The sequence below is a fragment of the Coleofasciculus sp. B1-GNL1-01 genome (assembly GCF_040220235.1).
Classification (GTDB): Bacteria; Cyanobacteriota; Cyanobacteriia; order Cyanobacteriales; family Coleofasciculaceae; genus Coleofasciculus.
Genome location: NZ_JAVJTO010000102.1, coordinates 185797 through 205238, shown reverse-complemented (window position 1 = coordinate 205238; position 19442 = coordinate 185797). Strand labels below are relative to the sequence as shown.

The 19442-nt window shown below is 44.3% G+C and carries 16 protein-coding genes and 1 pseudogene; 14 read left to right on the top strand and 3 right to left on the bottom strand.

Annotation, left to right across the window (positions count from 1 at the left end; genetic code table 11):
- The first annotated feature begins 422 nt into the window (after nucleotides 1-422).
- Together RID53_RS25720 and RID53_RS25715 are read left to right on the top strand one after the other, a co-directional pair.
- Entirely contained in the window at nucleotides 423-2171 is a 1749-nt protein-coding gene (locus RID53_RS25720; RefSeq protein WP_446390795.1) for an NAD+ synthase, read from the top strand.
- A 271-nt stretch (nucleotides 2172-2442) separates the two neighbouring features.
- Nucleotides 2443-4299, top strand: coding sequence for a response regulator (locus RID53_RS25715; RefSeq protein WP_446390794.1), 1857 nt, complete (start codon nucleotides 2443-2445; stop codon nucleotides 4297-4299).
- A gap of 158 nt (nucleotides 4300-4457) precedes the next feature.
- Here the strand turns inward: RID53_RS25715 and RID53_RS25710 are convergent, their stop codons facing one another.
- Complete coding sequence (locus RID53_RS25710) at nucleotides 4458-5192, bottom strand: WecB/TagA/CpsF family glycosyltransferase (protein ID WP_446390793.1); 735 nt, start codon at nucleotides 5190-5192, stop codon at nucleotides 4458-4460.
- A gap of 436 nt (nucleotides 5193-5628) precedes the next feature.
- The gene (locus RID53_RS25705; protein WP_006104141.1) at nucleotides 5629-5967 is read right to left on the bottom strand and encodes a DUF3307 domain-containing protein; all 339 of its coding nucleotides are present in this window, start codon (nucleotides 5965-5967) and stop codon (nucleotides 5629-5631) included.
- A 339-nt stretch (nucleotides 5968-6306) separates the two neighbouring features.
- Here RID53_RS25705 and RID53_RS25700 point away from each other — a divergent pair, with 339 nt between their 5' ends.
- Both RID53_RS25700 and RID53_RS25695 read left to right on the top strand, forming a co-directional pair.
- Nucleotides 6307-7536: a U32 family peptidase gene (locus RID53_RS25700; protein ID WP_446390792.1), complete on the top strand. Its 1230-nt coding sequence runs from the start codon at nucleotides 6307-6309 to the stop codon at nucleotides 7534-7536.
- A 54-nt stretch (nucleotides 7537-7590) separates the two neighbouring features.
- Nucleotides 7591-8799, top strand: a complete 1209-nt coding sequence (locus tag RID53_RS25695) for a U32 family peptidase (protein ID WP_446390791.1) — start codon at nucleotides 7591-7593, stop codon at nucleotides 8797-8799.
- A 64-nt stretch (nucleotides 8800-8863) separates the two neighbouring features.
- On the opposite strand, the gene RID53_RS25690 is transcribed toward RID53_RS25695, so the two are convergent.
- Nucleotides 8864-10198 (bottom strand): Fic family protein, encoded by a 1335-nt coding sequence (locus RID53_RS25690; RefSeq protein ID WP_446390790.1) that lies wholly within the window; start codon nucleotides 10196-10198, stop codon nucleotides 8864-8866.
- A 93-nt stretch (nucleotides 10199-10291) separates the two neighbouring features.
- Between RID53_RS25690 and RID53_RS25685 the strand changes: the two genes are divergently transcribed.
- The 10 genes and pseudogenes from RID53_RS25685 to RID53_RS25640 all read left to right on the top strand — a co-directional run bounded on the left by RID53_RS25685 (nucleotide 10292) and on the right by RID53_RS25640 (nucleotide 19437).
- Nucleotides 10292-11002, top strand: coding sequence for a tRNA1(Val) (adenine(37)-N6)-methyltransferase (locus tag RID53_RS25685; protein WP_446390789.1), 711 nt, complete (start codon nucleotides 10292-10294; stop codon nucleotides 11000-11002).
- Between the two features lie 329 nt (nucleotides 11003-11331).
- Complete coding sequence (locus tag RID53_RS25680; RefSeq protein WP_446390788.1) at nucleotides 11332-11622, top strand: hypothetical protein; 291 nt, start codon at nucleotides 11332-11334, stop codon at nucleotides 11620-11622.
- Between the two features lie 191 nt (nucleotides 11623-11813).
- Nucleotides 11814-12428 carry a glutathione S-transferase family protein gene (locus RID53_RS25675; protein ID WP_446390787.1) on the top strand — a complete coding sequence of 205 codons (615 nt, stop codon included), beginning with the start codon at nucleotides 11814-11816 and terminating at the stop codon, nucleotides 12426-12428.
- 227 nt (nucleotides 12429-12655) lie between these two features.
- Nucleotides 12656-13570 carry a hypothetical protein gene (locus tag RID53_RS25670; RefSeq protein ID WP_446390786.1) on the top strand — a complete coding sequence of 305 codons (915 nt, stop codon included), beginning with the start codon at nucleotides 12656-12658 and terminating at the stop codon, nucleotides 13568-13570.
- A 404-nt stretch (nucleotides 13571-13974) separates the two neighbouring features.
- The gene (cmoA, locus tag RID53_RS25665; RefSeq protein WP_446390785.1) at nucleotides 13975-14748 is read left to right on the top strand and encodes a carboxy-S-adenosyl-L-methionine synthase CmoA; all 774 of its coding nucleotides are present in this window, start codon (nucleotides 13975-13977) and stop codon (nucleotides 14746-14748) included.
- Between the two features lie 175 nt (nucleotides 14749-14923).
- Nucleotides 14924-15094: pseudogene (locus RID53_RS25660) on the top strand (IS1634 family transposase); the annotation flags it as partial.
- Between the two features lie 835 nt (nucleotides 15095-15929).
- Nucleotides 15930-16490, top strand: coding sequence for a glycosyltransferase family 4 protein (locus RID53_RS25655; RefSeq protein WP_446390784.1), 561 nt, complete (start codon nucleotides 15930-15932; stop codon nucleotides 16488-16490).
- A 26-nt stretch (nucleotides 16491-16516) separates the two neighbouring features.
- Complete coding sequence (locus RID53_RS25650; RefSeq protein WP_446390783.1) at nucleotides 16517-17143, top strand: glycosyltransferase family 4 protein; 627 nt, start codon at nucleotides 16517-16519, stop codon at nucleotides 17141-17143.
- Between the two features lie 32 nt (nucleotides 17144-17175).
- Entirely contained in the window at nucleotides 17176-18861 is a 1686-nt protein-coding gene (locus RID53_RS25645; RefSeq protein WP_446390782.1) for an FAD-dependent oxidoreductase, read from the top strand.
- Nucleotides 18862-18897: 36 nt separating this feature from the next.
- Nucleotides 18898-19437 carry a metal-dependent hydrolase gene (locus tag RID53_RS25640; RefSeq protein WP_446390781.1) on the top strand — a complete coding sequence of 180 codons (540 nt, stop codon included), beginning with the start codon at nucleotides 18898-18900 and terminating at the stop codon, nucleotides 19435-19437.
- Nucleotides 19438-19442 lie beyond the last annotated feature (5 nt).

Sequence of the window (19442 nt, the reverse complement as noted above, 5' to 3'; positions counted from 1 at the left end):
TTCGCGGGAGTCCAACGTTAGACTCAATGAGGTAGACAATGCTTACGTTGGAAGCTGACTTGTCCAAGTCCTCGGTTTAACGGAGTAACCGAGGGTCATTGACTCCAATGCATGACAGCTACCGCCACCGCAAGTTCCTGTCATCAGTTTTGACAGGTCAGCAAAAGCCTGTGATTCAACTTGAGTTTTACCCACCCCGGGCAAGACTGTTTCAATGTACCTGCCTGTCTATATTTTATTTTGTGGCGGAAGTTTGAGGGAAGCGAAAAAAGCCAGACTGACACCGTATTATCGTGAATCCGGGTTCACTAAGTAGGTTGGTGGAAATAACCTCAACTATATTTTGCTATTAGACCAAAGACTAATGACTAACCCCTAATGACATGTTAGCTTGAACCTAGCTAGCCTATTGTGTGTCTCCCATGAAACTTGCGATCGCACAACTCAATCCCACGATTGGCGACTTAACCAGCAATGCCCAAAAAATCCTTGATGCGGCAAATCAAGCAGCGCGTCAGGGTGTCCGCCTCTTATTGACGCCAGAACTCTCCCTCTGTGGGTATCCGCCGCGAGATTTACTCTTAAATCCCAGTTTTATGGAGTCCATGGCAGACTGTCTGGACAACTTAGCCGAACAGTCACCCTCAAGCCTAGCAGTTTTAGTGGGAACAGTGACAGCGAATTCCAAAGCGGAGAGTTCGGGAGGTAAACCGTTATTTAATAGTATTGCCCTGTTGGAGGGTGGTAAGGTGCAGCAGGTGTTTCATAAGCGCTTGTTGCCCACCTATGATGTCTTTGATGAGAACCGTTATTTTGAAGCTGGAGTCCAGAGTAATTCCTTTACCTTAGAGGCAGAGTCAGCTACCCCGATTAAAATTGGTGTGACAATTTGCGAGGATCTCTGGAACGATGAGGAGTTTTGGGGAAAGCGCACGTATCAGTTCAATCCGATTACCGACTTAATCCAGCAGAATGTTGATTTGATCGTCAATCTCTCCGCCTCGCCCTATAGTGTGGGCAAGCAGCAACTGCGGGAAGCTATGTTGCAACATAGTGCTAAACGTTACCAGCAACCGATTCTCTACGCCAATCAGGTGGGGGGAAATGACGACTTAATCTTTGATGGGAGTAGTGTAGGATTTAACCGCGTCGGGGAAATGGTTTGTCGCGCCCCAGCGTTTGCCACCGAGGTTTTGCTGGTAGACTTTGATCCAGTCCAAGGAGATTTACTCAAGAGTGCGATCGCACCCGCCCCCGAAAGTACTAATGCTCAAATTTGGTCTGCTTTAGTTCTAGGAATCCAAGACTATGCCCGCAAATGTGGCTTTAAACGAGTGGTGATTGGGTTGAGTGGGGGAATTGATTCATCCCTGGTTGCTGCCCTTGCCACGGAAGCCTTAGGCAGGGAAAATGTACTCGGTGTGCTTATGCCATCTCCCCATACCTCTGAACACTCGATTAATGATGCCCTCGCCTTAGCCAAAAACTTAGAGATTAAAACCCATACCTTGCCCATTGGCGAGTTGATGCAGGGGTATGACCAAACCTTAGAACCCCTATTTGCCGGAACGGAATTTGGCACAGCCGAGGAGAATATTCAAGCCCGGATTCGGGGAAACTTGTTAATGGCGATCGCGAATAAGTTTGACTATCTGCTGATCTCGACGGGGAATAAGTCAGAGATGGCGGTAGGGTACTGTACTCTCTATGGGGACATGAACGGTGGATTAGCCGCGATCGCAGATGTTCCCAAAACCCGTGTGTATTCCCTGTGTCAATGGCTGAATTCCACTAAAGCGAAAGAACAGGAAAGCCAAGTCACCCCCGAACAATTATCAGATATCCAAGCGGAAATTATACCCGCGAATGTCTTAGCCAAACCTCCCAGCGCTGAACTCAAACCGGATCAAACTGACCAAGACTCGTTACCGTCTTATGACATCTTGGATGATATCTTACAACGTCTGATTCATGACCATCAATCTGCCCCCCAAATCATCGACGCCGGACATGATCCAGAAATTGTCCATAAAGTGATGCGAATGGTAGCGCGGGCAGAATTTAAGCGCCGCCAAGCACCACCCGGATTAAAGATTACGGATCGGGCGTTTGGCACAGGTTGGCGGATGCCCATCGCCAGCCGTTGGGTTGCGTTTAAGGAATGTATTTAAATTTAATGTTTGGAGTAGGGGTTTGGTCACCAAACCCTTACTAAGTAGGTCGGTGGAAATAAAGCGAACTATGTTAAGTTCTGTGAATGTTCCTCAAACCCTTACTGTTCCCTGTTCCCTGTTCCCTAATCTCAACCGTTAACTTTAATTGTCCCCACCTACTTATTAAATTTTATTGAGGATTATGTACGTTTCATTCAAGAATCCATGAGAAACAGGTGAAGATCAAAGGGAATACAGAATTATCCCATTCCCCATTCTCCCGTTTCCCATGAAGATTTTGATAGTCGATGATGATCCAGCGACAGCTTCACCCCTAATTGAAGCCCTCACCAGTCATCACTACACCGTTGAAGCCGCAACTAACCCTGAAAATGGATTAGAACTCGCTCAAACCTCTCACTATGACTTAGCTGTCTTGGATGTTACCCCCCAAAACCTAGATGGTATTCATCTGTGTCAAAAACTGCGCCATCAAGATGCTCAAATGCCGATTCTCCTCCTCAGCGCCAAAGGAAGTAGCGCCGATCGCATTCGTGGATTAGAAGCAGGTGCGGATGATTATGTGATTAAACCCTATGATCTGTGCGAATTGATGGCGCGAATTCGAGCATTATTGCGGCGGCGTAACTCCACGGTATCCAAGGTGTTGACTTGGGAGAAGCTGCGGCTAGAACCGGATACAGGTGAAGTAACCTATAAAGGCGAATCATTACACCTAACGCCCAAAGAATACGGATTGCTAGAACTATTCCTGCGTCATCCTCGACGTATTTTTAGCCGTAGTGCGATCCTTGATCACATTTGGTCGAGTGATGAATTTCCCGGTGAGGAAGCCGTAACCACCCAAATTAAAGGGTTGCGACAAAAGCTAAAAGCGGCTGGGATCAAAATTAATTTAATTGAGACAGTATACGGCTTAGGGTATCGCCTCAAAGATGCACCCATTCAGGAACAAGAGAACAAACAAGTCAGGGAAAAAGTAGCAGATGGCACGTCTGAAGCGAAACTTATGGCGGCGGTTGCCAAAATTTGGCAAACGTTCAAAGAAAGCCTCCCGGAAAAAATAGACGTATTTAGGCAAGTGAGTGTAACGTTGGCGACAGGAAGCCTAAATCAACAACTTTGTGAGAACGCCAAAATGGAAGCCCACCGATTAGTGGGTTCATTAGGATCGTTTGGTTGTGCAGAGGGGTCTAAAATCGCCCGCGAAATTGAACAGCTTCTGCAGACTCCAACCCCAGCAACGCCCCAAAACGCCCATAAGCTAAAGCATTTAATCGACTCCCTGCAACAGGCGATCGCCACCAAATCCACCCTTGATCAGGTTACGCCCCCCGCCAGTGATCTGCCCTCGGCTTCTACTTCCCCAGCCCGACTATTAATCATTGATGATGATCAGATCCTCAGCCAACATATCGAAATTGAAGCAAAAGCCTGGGGATTACAGGTAGATAGCGCCCCCCATCTCCAAGCCGCCAAACGAGCGATCGCGCTACATCCTCCCAATGTAATTTTGTTGGATCTCACCTTTGCTGACACCCAAGAAAATGGCTTTGAACTCTTAGCAGAACTTGCTAACCAACACTCCAACATTCCCGTTTTAATCTTTTCCAGTCAAAATCATTTAAGCAGTCGAGTCAAAGCCGCCCGTTTAGGCGCTGCTACCTTTTTACAGAAACCCATGACTCCCCCAGAAATTTTGCAAGCGGTGACTCAAGCGATTAATCAGCAGAAATCGGGAGAATCTAACGTCTTAGTTGTGGATGATGACCCACAAATCCTCGCCCTGCTGCGCCATTTACTACAACCTTGGGGACTAAACGTCACCACGTTGGCACATCCCCAACGCTTCTGGGATGTCCTAGAAGCTGTATCTCCTGACTTACTAATTTTAGACGTAGAAATGCCGGAATATAGTGGCATTGAGTTATGTCAAGTTGTCCGTCATGACTTACGCTGGAGTAAGTTGCCCGTGTTATTTCTCTCCGCCCATACCGAAGTACAAACAGTGCAGCAAGTTTTTACCGTTGGTGCAGATGACTATATAAAAAAACCCATTGTGGAAGCTGAACTGATTACCCGTGTACTAAATCGGCTAGAACGTCGATCCAGTAATAACAGTTAGTGGAATCCTGCAAGGGATAGGGAGATGGGGGAGATGGGGGAGATGGGGAAGATGAGGGAGATGGGAGACAAAATTTCTATAGCCTATTATCCTGTTCCCTATTCCCTGTTCCCTGTTCCCTAACAAATGACGAATGACGAATGACATCAGACAAATGACTAAGCCAAACGTTGTCCGATCGCTTTGAGAGCAAACTGCGGTAACGCCATCATCCGCCGCCAGCGCCAAGGTTCTTGATAGAGTCGATACAGCCATTCCAAATGATTATTCCGCAACCAGACAGGCGCACGGGATTTAACCCCAGCCCAGATATCAAAGCTACCGCCAACACCAATCCAAATCGCTTGAGGACACAAATGCCGATTTTGGGCAATCCACAACTCTTGACGGGGAACCCCTAAACCGACAAAAATTAATGGCGGTTGTTCTTTTTCCAACCTGACTTTGAGTTGCTCTTCGGCGTCTGGGGACAGATAGCCATCTTCAATTCCTGCGATCGCCAGTTTCGGGTATTGTTCTTGCCATATCTTCGCTGCTGTTTGGGCAATACCCGGTTTACCTCCATAGAAAAAAACTGGATAAGACTCACCTAATTCTCCCGCCTGTCGCAGTAACGATTCTGCCAACTCAATTCCCGGACAACGCTGCTGTCGAATACCGTGGAGGAGTAAGTAAAGGATGACACCTGCACCATCCGGGACAACTAATTCCGCTTGTCGGATTGAACTTGCCAAAGTTGGATTACACTCCGCCTGCATCACCATTTCTGCATTCAACGTCACCACATGACACCCCAGGTTTTGCTGAAGGCGATTACCCAGCCAGCGATCGTACTCTTGGAGTCGGTGAACAGGTAGTCCCATGACAGGGAACGGCTTCGGGGTCTCACACATAATCAGATTGTTGCTTATCCTCCGATCAAACTAACACTTAGCAGACTATCTGATCCGGACGTTAAAGGCTAGCCTCTAGTTGAGATGGATCAAATTGCTGCGAACAATGAGAAGAGACGCGATACTTCGCGCCTCTGAAATCTATCTCTACTGGAATTTGCTGACTAGATGCTTTTGACCCAGCGATCTGGGTACAAGCCAAGCAGTGCGAAGGGGCGTTCCCATTACCCTTAAGTCCACTTGTCTGTTACTTCTGTTATAAGAGAAAATCTGTAAAGATAGTAACAAGTTGAGTCGATCCATTGTAAAGCTTTCAACAAGATTGTCATTGGTCATCGGTATGCCCTGCCTCATTCTCATACTCAATCAGGATTGACTACCCCTTTGATGGGTGGGACAAGGCAGATGGCAGATGGTTTCAGACAACAAACAGACTTCAAAGGAGTAAGGCAAAATAATTAATCGCGTAATGTAGAGTTTGATCGACTTCCACCATTACCCATAACGGAACCTGGGGAACCTCAGTTTTCCAGTCCCAATTATAAGTACGAACCCACAAACTGGATATATTGAAAAAATCAATAATAATATGAGTGCCACAAATAATAATCAGGGATTCTAACTTGTTGGTTAACAGACAGAAGGGCAACGTGTAGACTAATCCATGCAAAACAGCCACTTGCCAATCCTTCTTCTTGCGTAATGCCAAAAAAGAATTTTGCAGTAAAAAGTCTCCCGTGCGATGGGCAATAAATTGCAAACCGAAATCAATCATGGCTGATGGCGTTCTCCAAGACAGGCGGGTTAGTCGTCGTAGATGTTACTTTATGATTACAGTGGCGTTGCTGTGAAAACTACGGGAAAAATACTGAGATTTGCAGCCATTCAACTCCAGCCTCCGGGTTTCTACGGAGGTGCGAGGCGATTGACATTCCTAGAAACCGGGTTTCTTTGGGTGAAAGGTTGATATTGCGTTGTCATCCTCACAAGAAACCCGGTTTCTTGACCGATATCCCCTTGTGTGTCTTGTGTGTGTAGATTCAGCAGTTTTCTGGATGCGATCGCGCTACGAATGTTAAATTAGGGCTGTTCCCGTTTATCCTTAAACCCAGACATGCTCAAACCTGAACTCCTCGCCCCAGCGAAGAATCTGGAACGGTTAAAAGTCGCCATTGCTTATGGTGCAGATGCGGTGTATCTAGGGGGACAAAATTATGGATTGCGGGCGCGTGCGGATAATTTTACGGATTCTGAGTTAGCCCACGGAGTCGAATATGCCCATCACCATGATGCCAAAATTTATGTCACGCTGAATGCTTTTCTCCACGATGCAGACTTTCAGGGACTCCCTGACTATTGCCAGTTTCTGGAATCTATTGGCGTTGATGGGGTGATTGTCTCTGATTTAGGAGTTATCCGAGTTATTAAAAGGAGTTCAACTCTACCGATTCACCTTTCCACTCAAGCCTCTTGTCTCAATTCCTATAGCGCCCGTTTGTGGAAAGAAATGGGAGTAAAACGCTTAATTGTTGGTCGAGAACTCAGTATTGCTGAAGCGGGTTTAATTGGAGAAGAATCCGGTATTGACGTGGAGATGTTTACCCATGGTGCAATGTGTATGGCGTATTCGGGTCATTGCACCATTTCTAATTTTACCGCAGGTCGCGATTCTAATCGGGGCGGATGTATTCAATCCTGTCGATTACCCTATCACTTACAACATCAGGATAAGCAACCGGATGATTTAGTTAGCTTCATGTCGTCCAGAGATTTGTGGGGAATTTATCAGATTGGTGAGTTCTTCAACCATAATATTTGCTCATTAAAAATCGAAGGGCGGATGAAATCATCATTCTATGTCGCCCTCACCTGCAAGGTTTATCGCCAATTAATTGATGCTTATGCTGCTGGGAGATTAGATGAACAGCTACTCAGCCAAGCCTCAGCCGAACTACAATCGATTCCTAACCGAGACTATTTTTCCGGTTCCTTAGACACACCAGCCGATAAGGATTCAGTCTTTGGACAGTTATCGGGAATTAATACAGGAACTCACCAATATTTCGGCATGGTTATGGATACGACGTCCCAAGAGATTATTTTACGGTTACTTGAACCGTTAGCTGTCGGTGATAAAATTGAAATTATCCCGTTTCAAGGAAAACCGATATGCTGGAATGTTAATCAGATTTTTTCGATGACAGGTGAACGGTTAGAGTCGATGCGAAAGGACAGTATTGTGCGCTTACCCAAACCGGATGACTCCATGCGATCGCACAATATCACCAAATTAAATGTCGTTCGATTCACCCGTTCCCCTGTAACCGTTGCTAGTGAAGTCTGAATTATGAATTCCCTGTTTCCTGTTTCCTGTTCCCTGTTCCCTGACAAATGACAAATGCAATTTAATACCTTTGTTTCCTCAATTGAAGATTTAGAACGCTGTGTTAATGCGCCCCATTTACATGAAGTATTATTAGAACCAATAGTCTTAGCACGACAGGGACAATTATCAAAGGCGAAGGTACATGATTTAGCCAAACACACTTGGCAAAACGAACTGCGCCCGGTACTCGTCTGGGATGTATTAATGCCAGAACGAGTCATGAAAACCATTTGTGATCAGCTAAAGGCTTGGCAACTCAATCTCTTTGGTGCCATTCGTGTGTGTGATCCGGGCGCTGCTTATTGGCTTAAAACCCATTATCCTCAGATACCTATCCAGTTAATTGTTGAGACAGGAAATCACAATCTGGAGGCGTTGCAGGGATGGTGCGAGATTTTTTCGGAATCCTTGGAACGGTTAGTATTATCGATTGAACTACCGGAAGAAAAGCTAATTGAATACTGCCAAACCTTATCGGTTCCCTGTGAACTGCTGGGTGTGGGACCCATTCTCTTATTTTACTCGCCGCGATCGCTCTTAGTAAACCCGTTGCTGGAAAGCCAGAATAAAGAAACAACAGAAGACATTGATTCGCTATACCGATTCAACCCAAACTCCCCTCTCTACTTAGAAGCGACGGCGGCTTTTGCTGATAATCCTAATCGCCATTTCCCAACATTAGAAACTGCCCATGGCACATTTATGTTCTTAGACAAAGATCAGTTTATTCTGGATCGGTTAGATGGGTTACGTGATGCGGGTTTACATACAGTACGTCTGGACTTACGGCATCTGAGTCAGGAGGACAATGTTGCTATTGATTTTGATAAAATTTGTCGCCAGGTGTTAGAAAATCCGGCAAAATTACGGGGAAACTGGTTCCGGGAAACACGCGCTCCTTTTTTCAAAGCGAACCGCACCACAGCATTATTTCCCCGGATGAAATCAAAACTATCTGAATACCGGAATGATGCCTGTTTAGCGGAAGTTCTGGCTGGCGAAAGTGGTAAATATGTAGTTTTTTACACCTGGCGTTCCTTTGATAGTTCACAGATTCAAGGTATGGTTTTACCAACGGGTGAAGAGATTGTTCCCCAAGACGTTATTTTTCGCACCATAAACGGCGAACCTGTTGATACCTTTGAACCAGAACAACTTTTAGTGACTGATTGGATTAAAAAAGCTGTTCCGGGAGCATTACTTCTGGGTAAAATGTCTTGATTAATTCAGACATGTAGGGACGGGTTTGATCGATATAGCAGTCCTAAAAAACGCACTTTTATCATTAATTGTCCAAATTTCTCAATCGTTTAGCTAAATCCACAGGTGCCATAAAAATATAGGCTTTTCCCTGCTTTCTCTGTTCCAGTAAGCCCGTTTCAGCTAATGTGAGCAAATCTACTCTTGCGGTTTGATAAACAACTGCATGTCTACCTTGATGCTCAGATACTGTATATTTGTATCCTGGGTGCTTCAAAGCGTGAGCTAATAATGCCTGTTGGCGGTGATTCAGCCTATTGAATTGATTCAATAACGCTGTTGTTTCCTCAACTTCTCGACTTTTCTGAGTAATGTAGTTATGTAACTCCTGTAATGCTCGACGAATAACCTTTGTTTGATGAATCAAAAAGTAGGTTAAATCATTATTGTCTGTTTCCGTGTATAGAAAAGAACGATAATACTGTATTGGTGCTTTGAGAATAATCTGTGAAATCGAGATGAACTCAAATAACCAATAGTCGCTTCTCAAGATTTTCCAATAAAATAATGCTCTTGCTGTTCTGCCATTTCCATCAATGAAAGGATGCTCATAAGCAAGCCAAAAATGCAATAAAATTGCCCGAATAATAGGATGGATAAAGGTATCAGGAGTTTCACTATTGGCAAAGCAACACATTGCGGCGAGACGCTCAGGCAGTTGAGCGGATGGAGGAGGAATATAAAAAATATTACCCTCGTCATCGGAAATTTCTATCGGTTCGTCTTGCCTACGTAATCGTCCTGTAGCATCTGGATTATCGAGAGCATCTTGGCTAATAATCCTGTGAATATCCAGCACAATTTCTGGCGTAAGTGGTGTCTCTTTGAGTTCCCGAATGTGCTGCATTGTCCGGTAGTTGTTGAGGATCATCTGTTCACTCCGGTTGCGGGGTTGACGACCACTACTTAACATGGCTTTGGCAACTTCTCGTGTTGTTACTGCACCTTCTAGTTGACTGGAGGTAATTGCCTCCTCTATTAAAGAGCGTACTAGATAGCGATCACGGGTTTGCGGATTAGTAATGGGATGCTGTATCCCAATTAATGTTCCTGCCCCTCGGTCAATTTGATGCAACTGCTCAGCGACAAAATCAGGAACACAGAATCGAAATAAATTCCCATGAGTATCGACAAGGGGTATATCTTGATAGGATGCCTTTCGCTGCAACTTAATTGCCAGCCACCATTCTTCCGTGGATAATCCCTCTGGGGGTTGCCGATAACGGATTTCATCCCAGTGTAGGTAGTCCAGACGTTTTGGCGAGGTATCATATAGGACTAAGATATCCGCCAAACGACCAGAGGCTGAGACTTCAGCCAACAACTGCGGCAAAGGCTTGGGCAACCGAGGCATTTTCATCTGAACGCCGTTTGTACTCTATCTACTAAAAATATACTAATTTCTACTAAATTAGTAGGTTAGGGGGAAGCTGTTCATGATCAACCACAGAGAATGTCTAATCCATACTTTCGCTTCAAGCAATTCACCGTCTTTCACGATCGCTGTGCAATGAAGGTCGGCACAGATGGTACACTGTTAGGGGCATGGACGGATATAACGGGCGTAAAAAGCATTCTGGATATCGGCACAGGGACGGGTTTGGTGGCGCTGATGTTGGCACAGCGATCGCAGGCGCACATCGACGCCGTGGAAATTGACGCAGAGGCTGGCATTCAGGCGCGGGAGAATGTGGCGAAATCACCATGGCGCGATCGCATTCAGGTGTACCTGAGTTCTGTGCAAGATTATGCCACGACTTGCTCAAAGCGCTATGATCTGATTGTGTCTAATCCTCCCTTTTTTGACAATGCCAGTAAAGCGTCACACAAGGCGAGAACCGTAGCACGACATAGTGATTCTTTGAAGCAATTGGATCTATTACAAGTGGCGGAACAGCTTTTGGGAGAGAATGGCATGCTAGCTGTAATTTACCCCACTGAGGCAGCCCAAATCTTCCAAGACAAAGCCGAAGCCTTTGGTTTTTTTTGCCACAGGAAACTCTCGGTTAAACCAACTTTAGCTAGTCCAGCTAAACGGATTGTACTGGAATTTGGGAAACATCAGTTATCCTCTCAGGAAAACATTCTCACGATAGAAGCTACTAGACGGGTTTATACTCCTGAATTTATTAGCTTGATTAAAGACTTTTACTTGAAATATTAATTAAACTGTTTATATTTATAAGAATAGGTTAAGTAGGTTGGTGGAAATAAACTTAACTAGATTAAGTCATGTAAACAAGCCTCAAACCCCTACTGTTCCCTGTTCCCTGTTCCCTGTTTCCTAATCTCAACCGTTAACTTTAATTGTGTCCACCCACTTAATTGTTATAACTCTAGATATGAGCCGGGTGCATGTCAACTGTATAGGTTGGGTTGAGGAACGCAACCCAATGTCATTGCTTCCAAATTTTGGATCGTGAAACTCGTTACCGAGAATCAGTCTAACTTTAGGCTGATGAGAATCCTGCCAATCATAATCAAACTAGAGATATGTGGAATAATCAAAATCCCCCAGAATTCGAGCATGACGGCTTTCCCAATCCCCAACGAGATGGGGCAGATGAGACATCTCCAGACACTGAACAGGAAAGCCTTGACCCTAATCTATCGCCAGAGCATATAAAAGCGACAAAAAAATCTCTGAAGCGCATCTATATTATGCTTCTGATTATGGGTTTACTTTTAGGAGGATTGGTATCTGTAGGGGTTGTCATCGCCCTCGATCGCATGGGATTGACAGACGCTCCAGCAGATGTAGAAGAGACTGAAATGCCTTATTAAGCCGAATGGCGCTGAAAAGCGTGCATTTTGGGGTCGCCGAAACCTATGATATACCGTAGGGTGGGTATTGCCTACCAACAAAAGTTACGCATTGCTGCGAAATTGGATCTACAAACTTACCCCAACTTGGTTAGCTGAATCGCAGTTTAGATGGTTGTTTGATTACCAACCGGAATGTCGGGAGATATCTAATGAATAGAATATTGTATTATCATCAACAATCCCACTTTTCTCGGAAAATCCGAATTCTGTTAGCTGAGAAAAATATAGAGTGCAAACTAAGAGAAATCAATCTGCTTGATAAGCCCCCGGAATTTATCAATCTTTCTCCTATTGGTAAAGTCCCTGTGTTTGTCGATGAAGATGGCACGGTGATTTGGGATTCTACATTAATTGCGGAGTATCTGGACGAAACCTATCCACAGCCGAGGTTTTACCCCAGTGAGCCTCGGACACGGCTTGAGTGTCGTAAATGGGAAGAACTCGCGGATTATTTAGGTGATACTATCATCAATTTATGGATACTAAATTTGAAAAATAATTTCACCGACACTCGTTATCGGACAAGATTAGAAACGTCAATTAATCGCCTTTTGCCAGTTTTTGATCAACAGTTAGCTAAGTCTAACTACTTGTTGGGGGATGAAACCTGGACAGCCGCCGATGTAGCTGGCTTATGTTCCCTAGGCTACTACAGTTTGCGCCTAGATGAAGATTGGCAATTAAAATATATTCACTTAAGAGATTGGTTCAATAAGTTACACGAACGCGATTCGGTTCAGTTCACGGTTCCTCAAAAAAGTTAATGTACTCACCGTTTTCCCTGCCTGGATGAAGGATAACAACAAGGAAGAGGTTAATGTAGTGATTTTTTTCTAGGGGAACAGTCAAAAGCGTGATAGCTAGGCTTCGGGTTATGGCGTAACCCACGCCTACTAAAGTTTTCAGATGACACACTTTAGAGGGATGAAAGAGTGGCAGCCTCTGTTTACCCTTTAGGTGAAGCTAAAAGCAAAAAGCAATGAATAATAACATGAAAACCCGTATAATTTCAGGACTTACTCTAACATTAGCACTTGGTTTTAGCTCTTCCCCACTGTCTGCCCATGAATCTTTCTCCCAGCAAGCTAACACCCTCGACACGAATAGGGAAACAATTGCATCACAAGTAAGCCACACCAAGCAAGCATCTCCTCCAGACTTCAATGATTATCCAGCAACCGAATCTTTCTCAGGTAATCCTGCACCCGTTGACTTAAGCAGTGACCCTGATGCTAGAAGATTCCGCACTGTTTTACGAGAGGGCGCACAAACCGGACCCAATTTTGCCGGAAAATATACGGTGGTGACTTGGGGATGTGGCACAAGCTGTCAATCTGTTGCCATTATTGACGCTGAAACTGGCTCGGTTTATATGCCAGGTATTGTGGCTGAAGCGGGTGTGAAGCATAAGTTGGATAGTCGGCTACTCGTGGTTAATCCGCCCGAAAATACTCCGGGAAAAAGACCTGATTGGATGGAAACCAGTTATTACGTCTGGGATGGTACAGAGTTAACAGAAGTTTCGACATCATCGTCATCATCGTCACGCAAAGAGGAGGTCGATGATTGGACAGATACCTTCTTTTATGCGGTTCATCCAGACATGGAAGGGAGGAGTATTGATCCGTCTCAAGAACTTTATGTTCGAGAATGGAATGCCCTGCGCGGGGTCGTAAAGAATTGGGTGGGGTGGATTGAAAGTAACTGTGGCTCTGCAAGTTCTGACCAGGATCAAGCTAGCGTGAACAATGTAAGTGTTCGTGATAAATTAGCTGATGCGGTTTTCTATGCTCGTCATCCTGAGTTAAATGGGCGTGAAATCCGCAGTGGAGAAACAGCTTTAGCGAATGAATGGAAATCAATTCATGATCGTATTTCTGGGGTTCTATTTTCAGGTTTTTGCTAAATAAGGCTTTGAGATAGGTGCTTTCGGACGGGGGGGAGAAAATACAGCTTATGATTGCGATCCACCTGAAAGGAGTCGTGCTGAACCTTCACCTGTAATTTACACAACAATTTACAGAATGCTATGCTATCTCGTACTGTCCTAGACTGTCTATTAAGTTTTGTTGTTCCGTTATTGGTGAGGAGGGCGGGTTTTGTTGTTCCATTATCCATTATTGGTGGGGAGGGCGGGTTTTGTTGTTCATTTATCGGTGACTAGCTGAATTGATTCCCTAAACCCGCCCCTACAATTGTCCCTAAACTCGTCCATACAGTCCCTAAACCTACCCCTACAGTTCCTAAACCCGTCCATACAGTCCCTAAATCCGCCTCTACAGTCCCTAAATTTGCCCCTACAATTGACTGATGAATTACGACAAACTCGATTCAGAACTTGATCACACAAAACTTTATCTGAGTCCTGAAAAAGATGAACTCTTTGAAAAAGGAGTGTGGCCCAAACCATTTGCTTTTAACCAGGATGTGGTTAATGTTTTCGATAATATGATATCCCGTTCCGTTCCTTTGTACCAAGAGGTACTAACCTGTGCCGCTCATTGGGCGAGAGAGTATTATCAACCGGGAACGCGGATCATTGATGTGGGCTGTTCTACGGGGACATTTTTGGAACTACTGGGACGTTTATTAAAGCAAAACGCTACGCTGGTTGGGATTGATAATTCTCAACCTATGCTAGAGAAAGCCGAGCATAAGTTAGTTCAGATTAAACAGATCCATAAGATTGAATTCATCTGTGACAAGGCAGAAAACTGTTCATTTGAGAATAGTAGTGTTGTCGTGATTAACTACACGTTGCAATTTTTGCCGCTACAGGTGCGTCAACTCTTGCTCCAGACTATCTACGAGGGATTGGTTCCAGGAGGCTTACTCTTCATCAGTGAAAAGGTCAAGTCACCCTATCCCCAATTTCAAGAGACAATCACCCGACACTATGAAGCCTTTAAAGCTCATAATGGCTATGCCCGTACTGAAATCGAACGCAAAAAGGAGGCGCTAGAGAATGTTTTAGTGCCGTTAACAGAAGCCCAGCAGGTGCAAATGTTGTATGATAGTGGCTTTAAGCAGATTGATTCTCTGATTAAATTACATAACTTTATTTCCTGGGTGGCTCTCAAGTAAGAAGTGATTTATACATCCATAAACTAATAGTAGGCTTGACATAAAATAAACTAGACATTAAGCTAGAGTTGAGCTATAACTGAACAGTTGATTCCGAATTCGTAAGGATTCAGGTCAGTGCTAGTCCTCCAGGAGTCCTCCGTAAATATTATCACACTAAGTACGGGAGAGCCAAAATCAAGTGGGTAAATTGACCAATCATCCAACATTACGGTGGATATTTCAATGTTTTAAAGGGATTCATGCAGTAGTTATTAATGGAGTCAAACAGATAGTTAACTTAACGGATAAAATTCAATTTATTTTGAACTTCTTGCCCTCCTCTTGTCAAAAATATTATCTGTGATTTTTTTGACTCACCTTCGTGGCAATTGGAGAATTTTTTGAGCATGGATAAATTCGTTTAAGGAGAGTAGATACTCTTCAATTTCTGCTGCTTAAAAAAGCTCACAAGAATCTCCAAAAGAATTACGGTTTCCTGAAAAGATATTCAAGGGGTAAATTTTTCAGACTTTTTCCCTTGATTGGATATGTAGCTTCTTGTACTTCAACTTGAAGTGCGGAGTCTGGGTTATAAGTATTTCTACTTTCTTTCACGAAGGATATTTTCCTTCGCTGTATAAAGCTTGTATGAAGTAAGCCTATAGGCTTATGCCTTAAGAGGTATAAAGTTTTCTTATAATTGTTGGATTGATAGTTCTGATACAGTCGCTGGGATCAGGAGAATGTGTCGAATTAGATGTCCTCTAAGTGGGTAAGCGCCGATCTTCTGAACTAAATGAAGCCAGGTAAGAGAGTGGGATAGTCGGATGAGCATCCGAAATTACCTCCCGCCAAGATTTAATATAATTTTTGCTTATAAACCAGAATTTAAAGTTCTCATAAATTTTTTCTTCAAGCATAGAAAAATTTCATTCATACATGTTATCTCTTTTATATGCAATAGGAGTAGGAGAATAAATTCAGGTAAAGATTTGTATCTCCTAGAGAGAGTGTAAAGAAACTTTTACCTCTATAGTTCCAGCGACAACTATAAATTATTTCTGAGTATCGACGTAAAAAAGGAGCAAGAAATGTTTCTAATTAACCAAAAACTTCTGACGAGAGTAAAAAAACGCTCGGTTAAGAAAAGTCGCTTTCAGAAAAGGACTGTATCTGGCTCAAAGAACAGTCCCCATCAGATGAATGTTCTATTATTAGCCCCTCACCCCTTTTACCAAAACCGGGGTACACCCATTGCCGTGAACTTGGTTTTAAGGGTGTTATCTGAACGAGGAGACCAGGTTGACATGGTAACTTATCCAGAAGGACGTGATATTCAGTATCCCAACGTAACCATACACCGGACGCCACGGCTACCCTTTGTTCACAACATTAGACCGGGTTTCTCCTGGAAGAAATTAGTCTGTGATTTTTTCATGATTTTTAAAGTCATCGGTTTGATGTCCCGTAAGCGCTACGATTTGGTTCATGCCGGAGAGGAATCGGTCTTTATTGCCTTAATGCTGAATCTATTCTGCAAGCTTCCCTATGTATATGACATGGATTCTTCTCTAGCACAGCAGCTTATCGAAAAGTATCCAAAGTTAACATTACTCAATTCATTTTTGAATTTTTGTGAACGAGTAGCGGTGCAAAAGGCGGCGGTTGTTGTGGCAGTTTGTCAGGCATTAGCGACTGATATTCAAGCCTACAAGCCCAAAAATGTGGTGGTTATCCCCGATATATCGTTATTGAACTGACTGAGATTCTGTAAAAAGGGTGGTGTATGCAAATGCAGAGTAATTTGAGAGCTGAACTAGGAATTAATCATGTACTGCTAATGTATGTGGGAAATCTGGAAACGTATCAGGGGGTGGATCTCCTCCTGGAAAGTTTTGCCTTGACTTTAAAGAAAAATAAGTTAGCTGATTTAGTCATTATCGGTGGAGAGGCGTCTGACATTCAGAAGTACAAGCAGCAGGCTAAACGGCTTGGCATCTTAGAAAACGTCCATTTTTTGGGACCTAAACCCGTTGATGATCTAGGGTTATATCTAGCCCAGGCTGATATTGTCGTCTCGCCTAGAGTCAAAGGGAAAAATACACCCATGAAACTCTATTCCTATCTACACAGCGGCAAAGCATTACTAGCGACGGATTTACCCACTCACACCCAGGTGTTGAATAGCCAAATTTCCCGACTTGCAGCACCCAAGCCTCAAGCTTTTTCCCAGGGAATGGTGAATCTGATTGATGATCCCGATTTACGACTCAAACTAGGTAGCAGCGGAAAAGAATTTATTGAACAGAATCACACGTATAAAGTGTTTTGTCGAAAATTCAATCTTCTCTATGATTGGTTGTATGCAGGATTAGTGGAGGGTGCAACCGGAGCGTTAAGCGTAGAAGCTTAGTTAATCACAATCAGGGTAAGGAGCATCATATCATGAAGAGAAACCTGCTCAATTTAACCAGAAACACATACGACTTACTGATCATTGGCGGTGGTATCTATGGTGCCTGCATCGCTTGGGAAGCCAGCTTGCGGGGTTTATCCGTGGCGTTGGTTGAGAAAGGGGATTTTGCCTCAGCCACCTCTGCTAACAGCTTAAAGACGATTCATGGGGGATTGCGATATCTGCAAAACGCTGATTTTCGGCGTATGCGGGAATCGATTCGGGAACGCAGAACCTTATTCCGGATTGCGCCTCACTTAATCCACCCACTCCCAGTTTTGATTCCCACCTATGGACATGGGATGAAGGGAAAAGAAGCCTTGAGTCTGGCACTGGCAGTGAATGATATGATTAGTTGCGATCGCAACCAACTCGATGATCCCCAAAAACATATTCCTAATGGTCGCGTCATTTCTGCTCAAGACTGTCAGCAGTTGCTTCCAGGTATTCCCAACGAAGGGTTAACCGGGGGCGCACTCTTCTATGATGCTCAAGTCTACAACTCAGAACGACTTCCCCTCTCATTTCTCCAGTCTGCCGCACAAGCGGGTGCAGATGTCGCCAACTATGTGGAAGGGATTGGCTTTCTCAAAGAGGGTAATCACATCACGGGTATCAAAGCCAAAGACAGCCTCACCGGGAATCACTTCGACATCCGCGCCAAAACCGTCATCAATACCAGTGGTCCCTGGATGAATCAAGTTCTGGGTTGGCTTCAGGGAGAGTCACCATCTGTTAATGTGCCTTTGGCTAAAGCGGTTAACCTCGTCACTCGTCCCCTATTCCAAACCTATGCTGTAGGAATTTCTAGCACCAATAGCAATAGTGACCCCAATGCCATCCTGAACAAAGGGAGTCGCTTCCTATTTATTGCCCCTTGGCGAGGCAAATCAATCATCGGTACATCCTATACAGTTTGGGATGAGAAACCCGATGATTTACAGGTTACCGCAGCAGATATTCAAGACCTGCTGGATCAAATTAACCAGGCATACCCACCCGCCAATCTCACACCCGAAGATGTTGATTTTGTCCATGGGGGACTATTGCCCAGAACCGGAGTAGATTCTCACACCGGAGAACCCCTACTGGAAAAACAGTATCACATCCACGATCATGCCCGTGAAGGATTGCCGGGACTCCTGTCAATTATTGGTGTGAAGTATACCACCGCCAGAGATGTGGCGGAAAAAGCAATAGACAAACTGTTCAAATCCTGGGGACAAAAACCACCACAATCGGTTTCTGATATCACTCCGATTTATGGCGGAGACATTGAACAATTTGATACCTTTTTGCAAACGGCGCTAACAAATTCCCCTGATGGATTAACTGAGGAAACCATGCGTCGTCTGGTGTATAACTATGGGTCTGCCTATTCGGATATACTTCAGTCCCTAGAGGGCAATCTTCACCGACAACAAGCGCCAGTCGATGAGTTAGCTGTTCTCAAAGCTGAGGTAATTCATGCCGTTCGCGAAGAAATGGCGCAAACCTTAAGTGATGTGATATTTCGGCGTATAGAAATGGGTAGCGCTGGCGTTCCTGAACCTCACATTCTCAAGCATTGTGCCGAAACCATGGCAACAGAACTGGGTTGGAGTCTCACCCGAATTGAACAAGAAATACAAGCGGTGAAGGAGGTTAATCAGCATCGATTTCTAACCGTAGTATAAATTGTTGATCATCAACAGTCATCTCCTGTTTGACCTATGCCATCTCCCCTTGCCCACGCTGTTTCCGGATATGTTCTTGCCAAGTTTTTACCCTTAACTCAACCCAGAACCTCTAGGCGTAGGCGATGGGAAATCCTGTGTTTGTATCCGGTTTTTGTAGCTACCGTTGCTGACCTAGATTTTATTCCTCAGATCATCACTGGAGAATCATTCCATCGCGGTTTGACCCACAGCCTGATTTTTACCCTTGGCTTTAGTTTGATTCTGGCGTTCATACTCCGTAAACGATGGCAGTTCTCTTACCAGCAACTGGCTTGGATAACGTTTATTCTCTATAGTTCTCATCTGGTTTTGGATTTTTTTACCGAAGGCAGAGGGATTCCGTTGCTGTACCCGTTTACGGAAAACTTTTTTGTCTCTTCAATTACTATTTTTCCGGGAGTTCATCACTCTAGGGGGTTGTGGCATTACAGCCACCTAACCTGGATTAGTTTTGAATTGGTCTATTCAGTTTTGCTAGTGTGGGGAGTAAGATGGTTGCGATTAGTCAAAGCCAATCCGAGAAGAAATACCTAAATCAA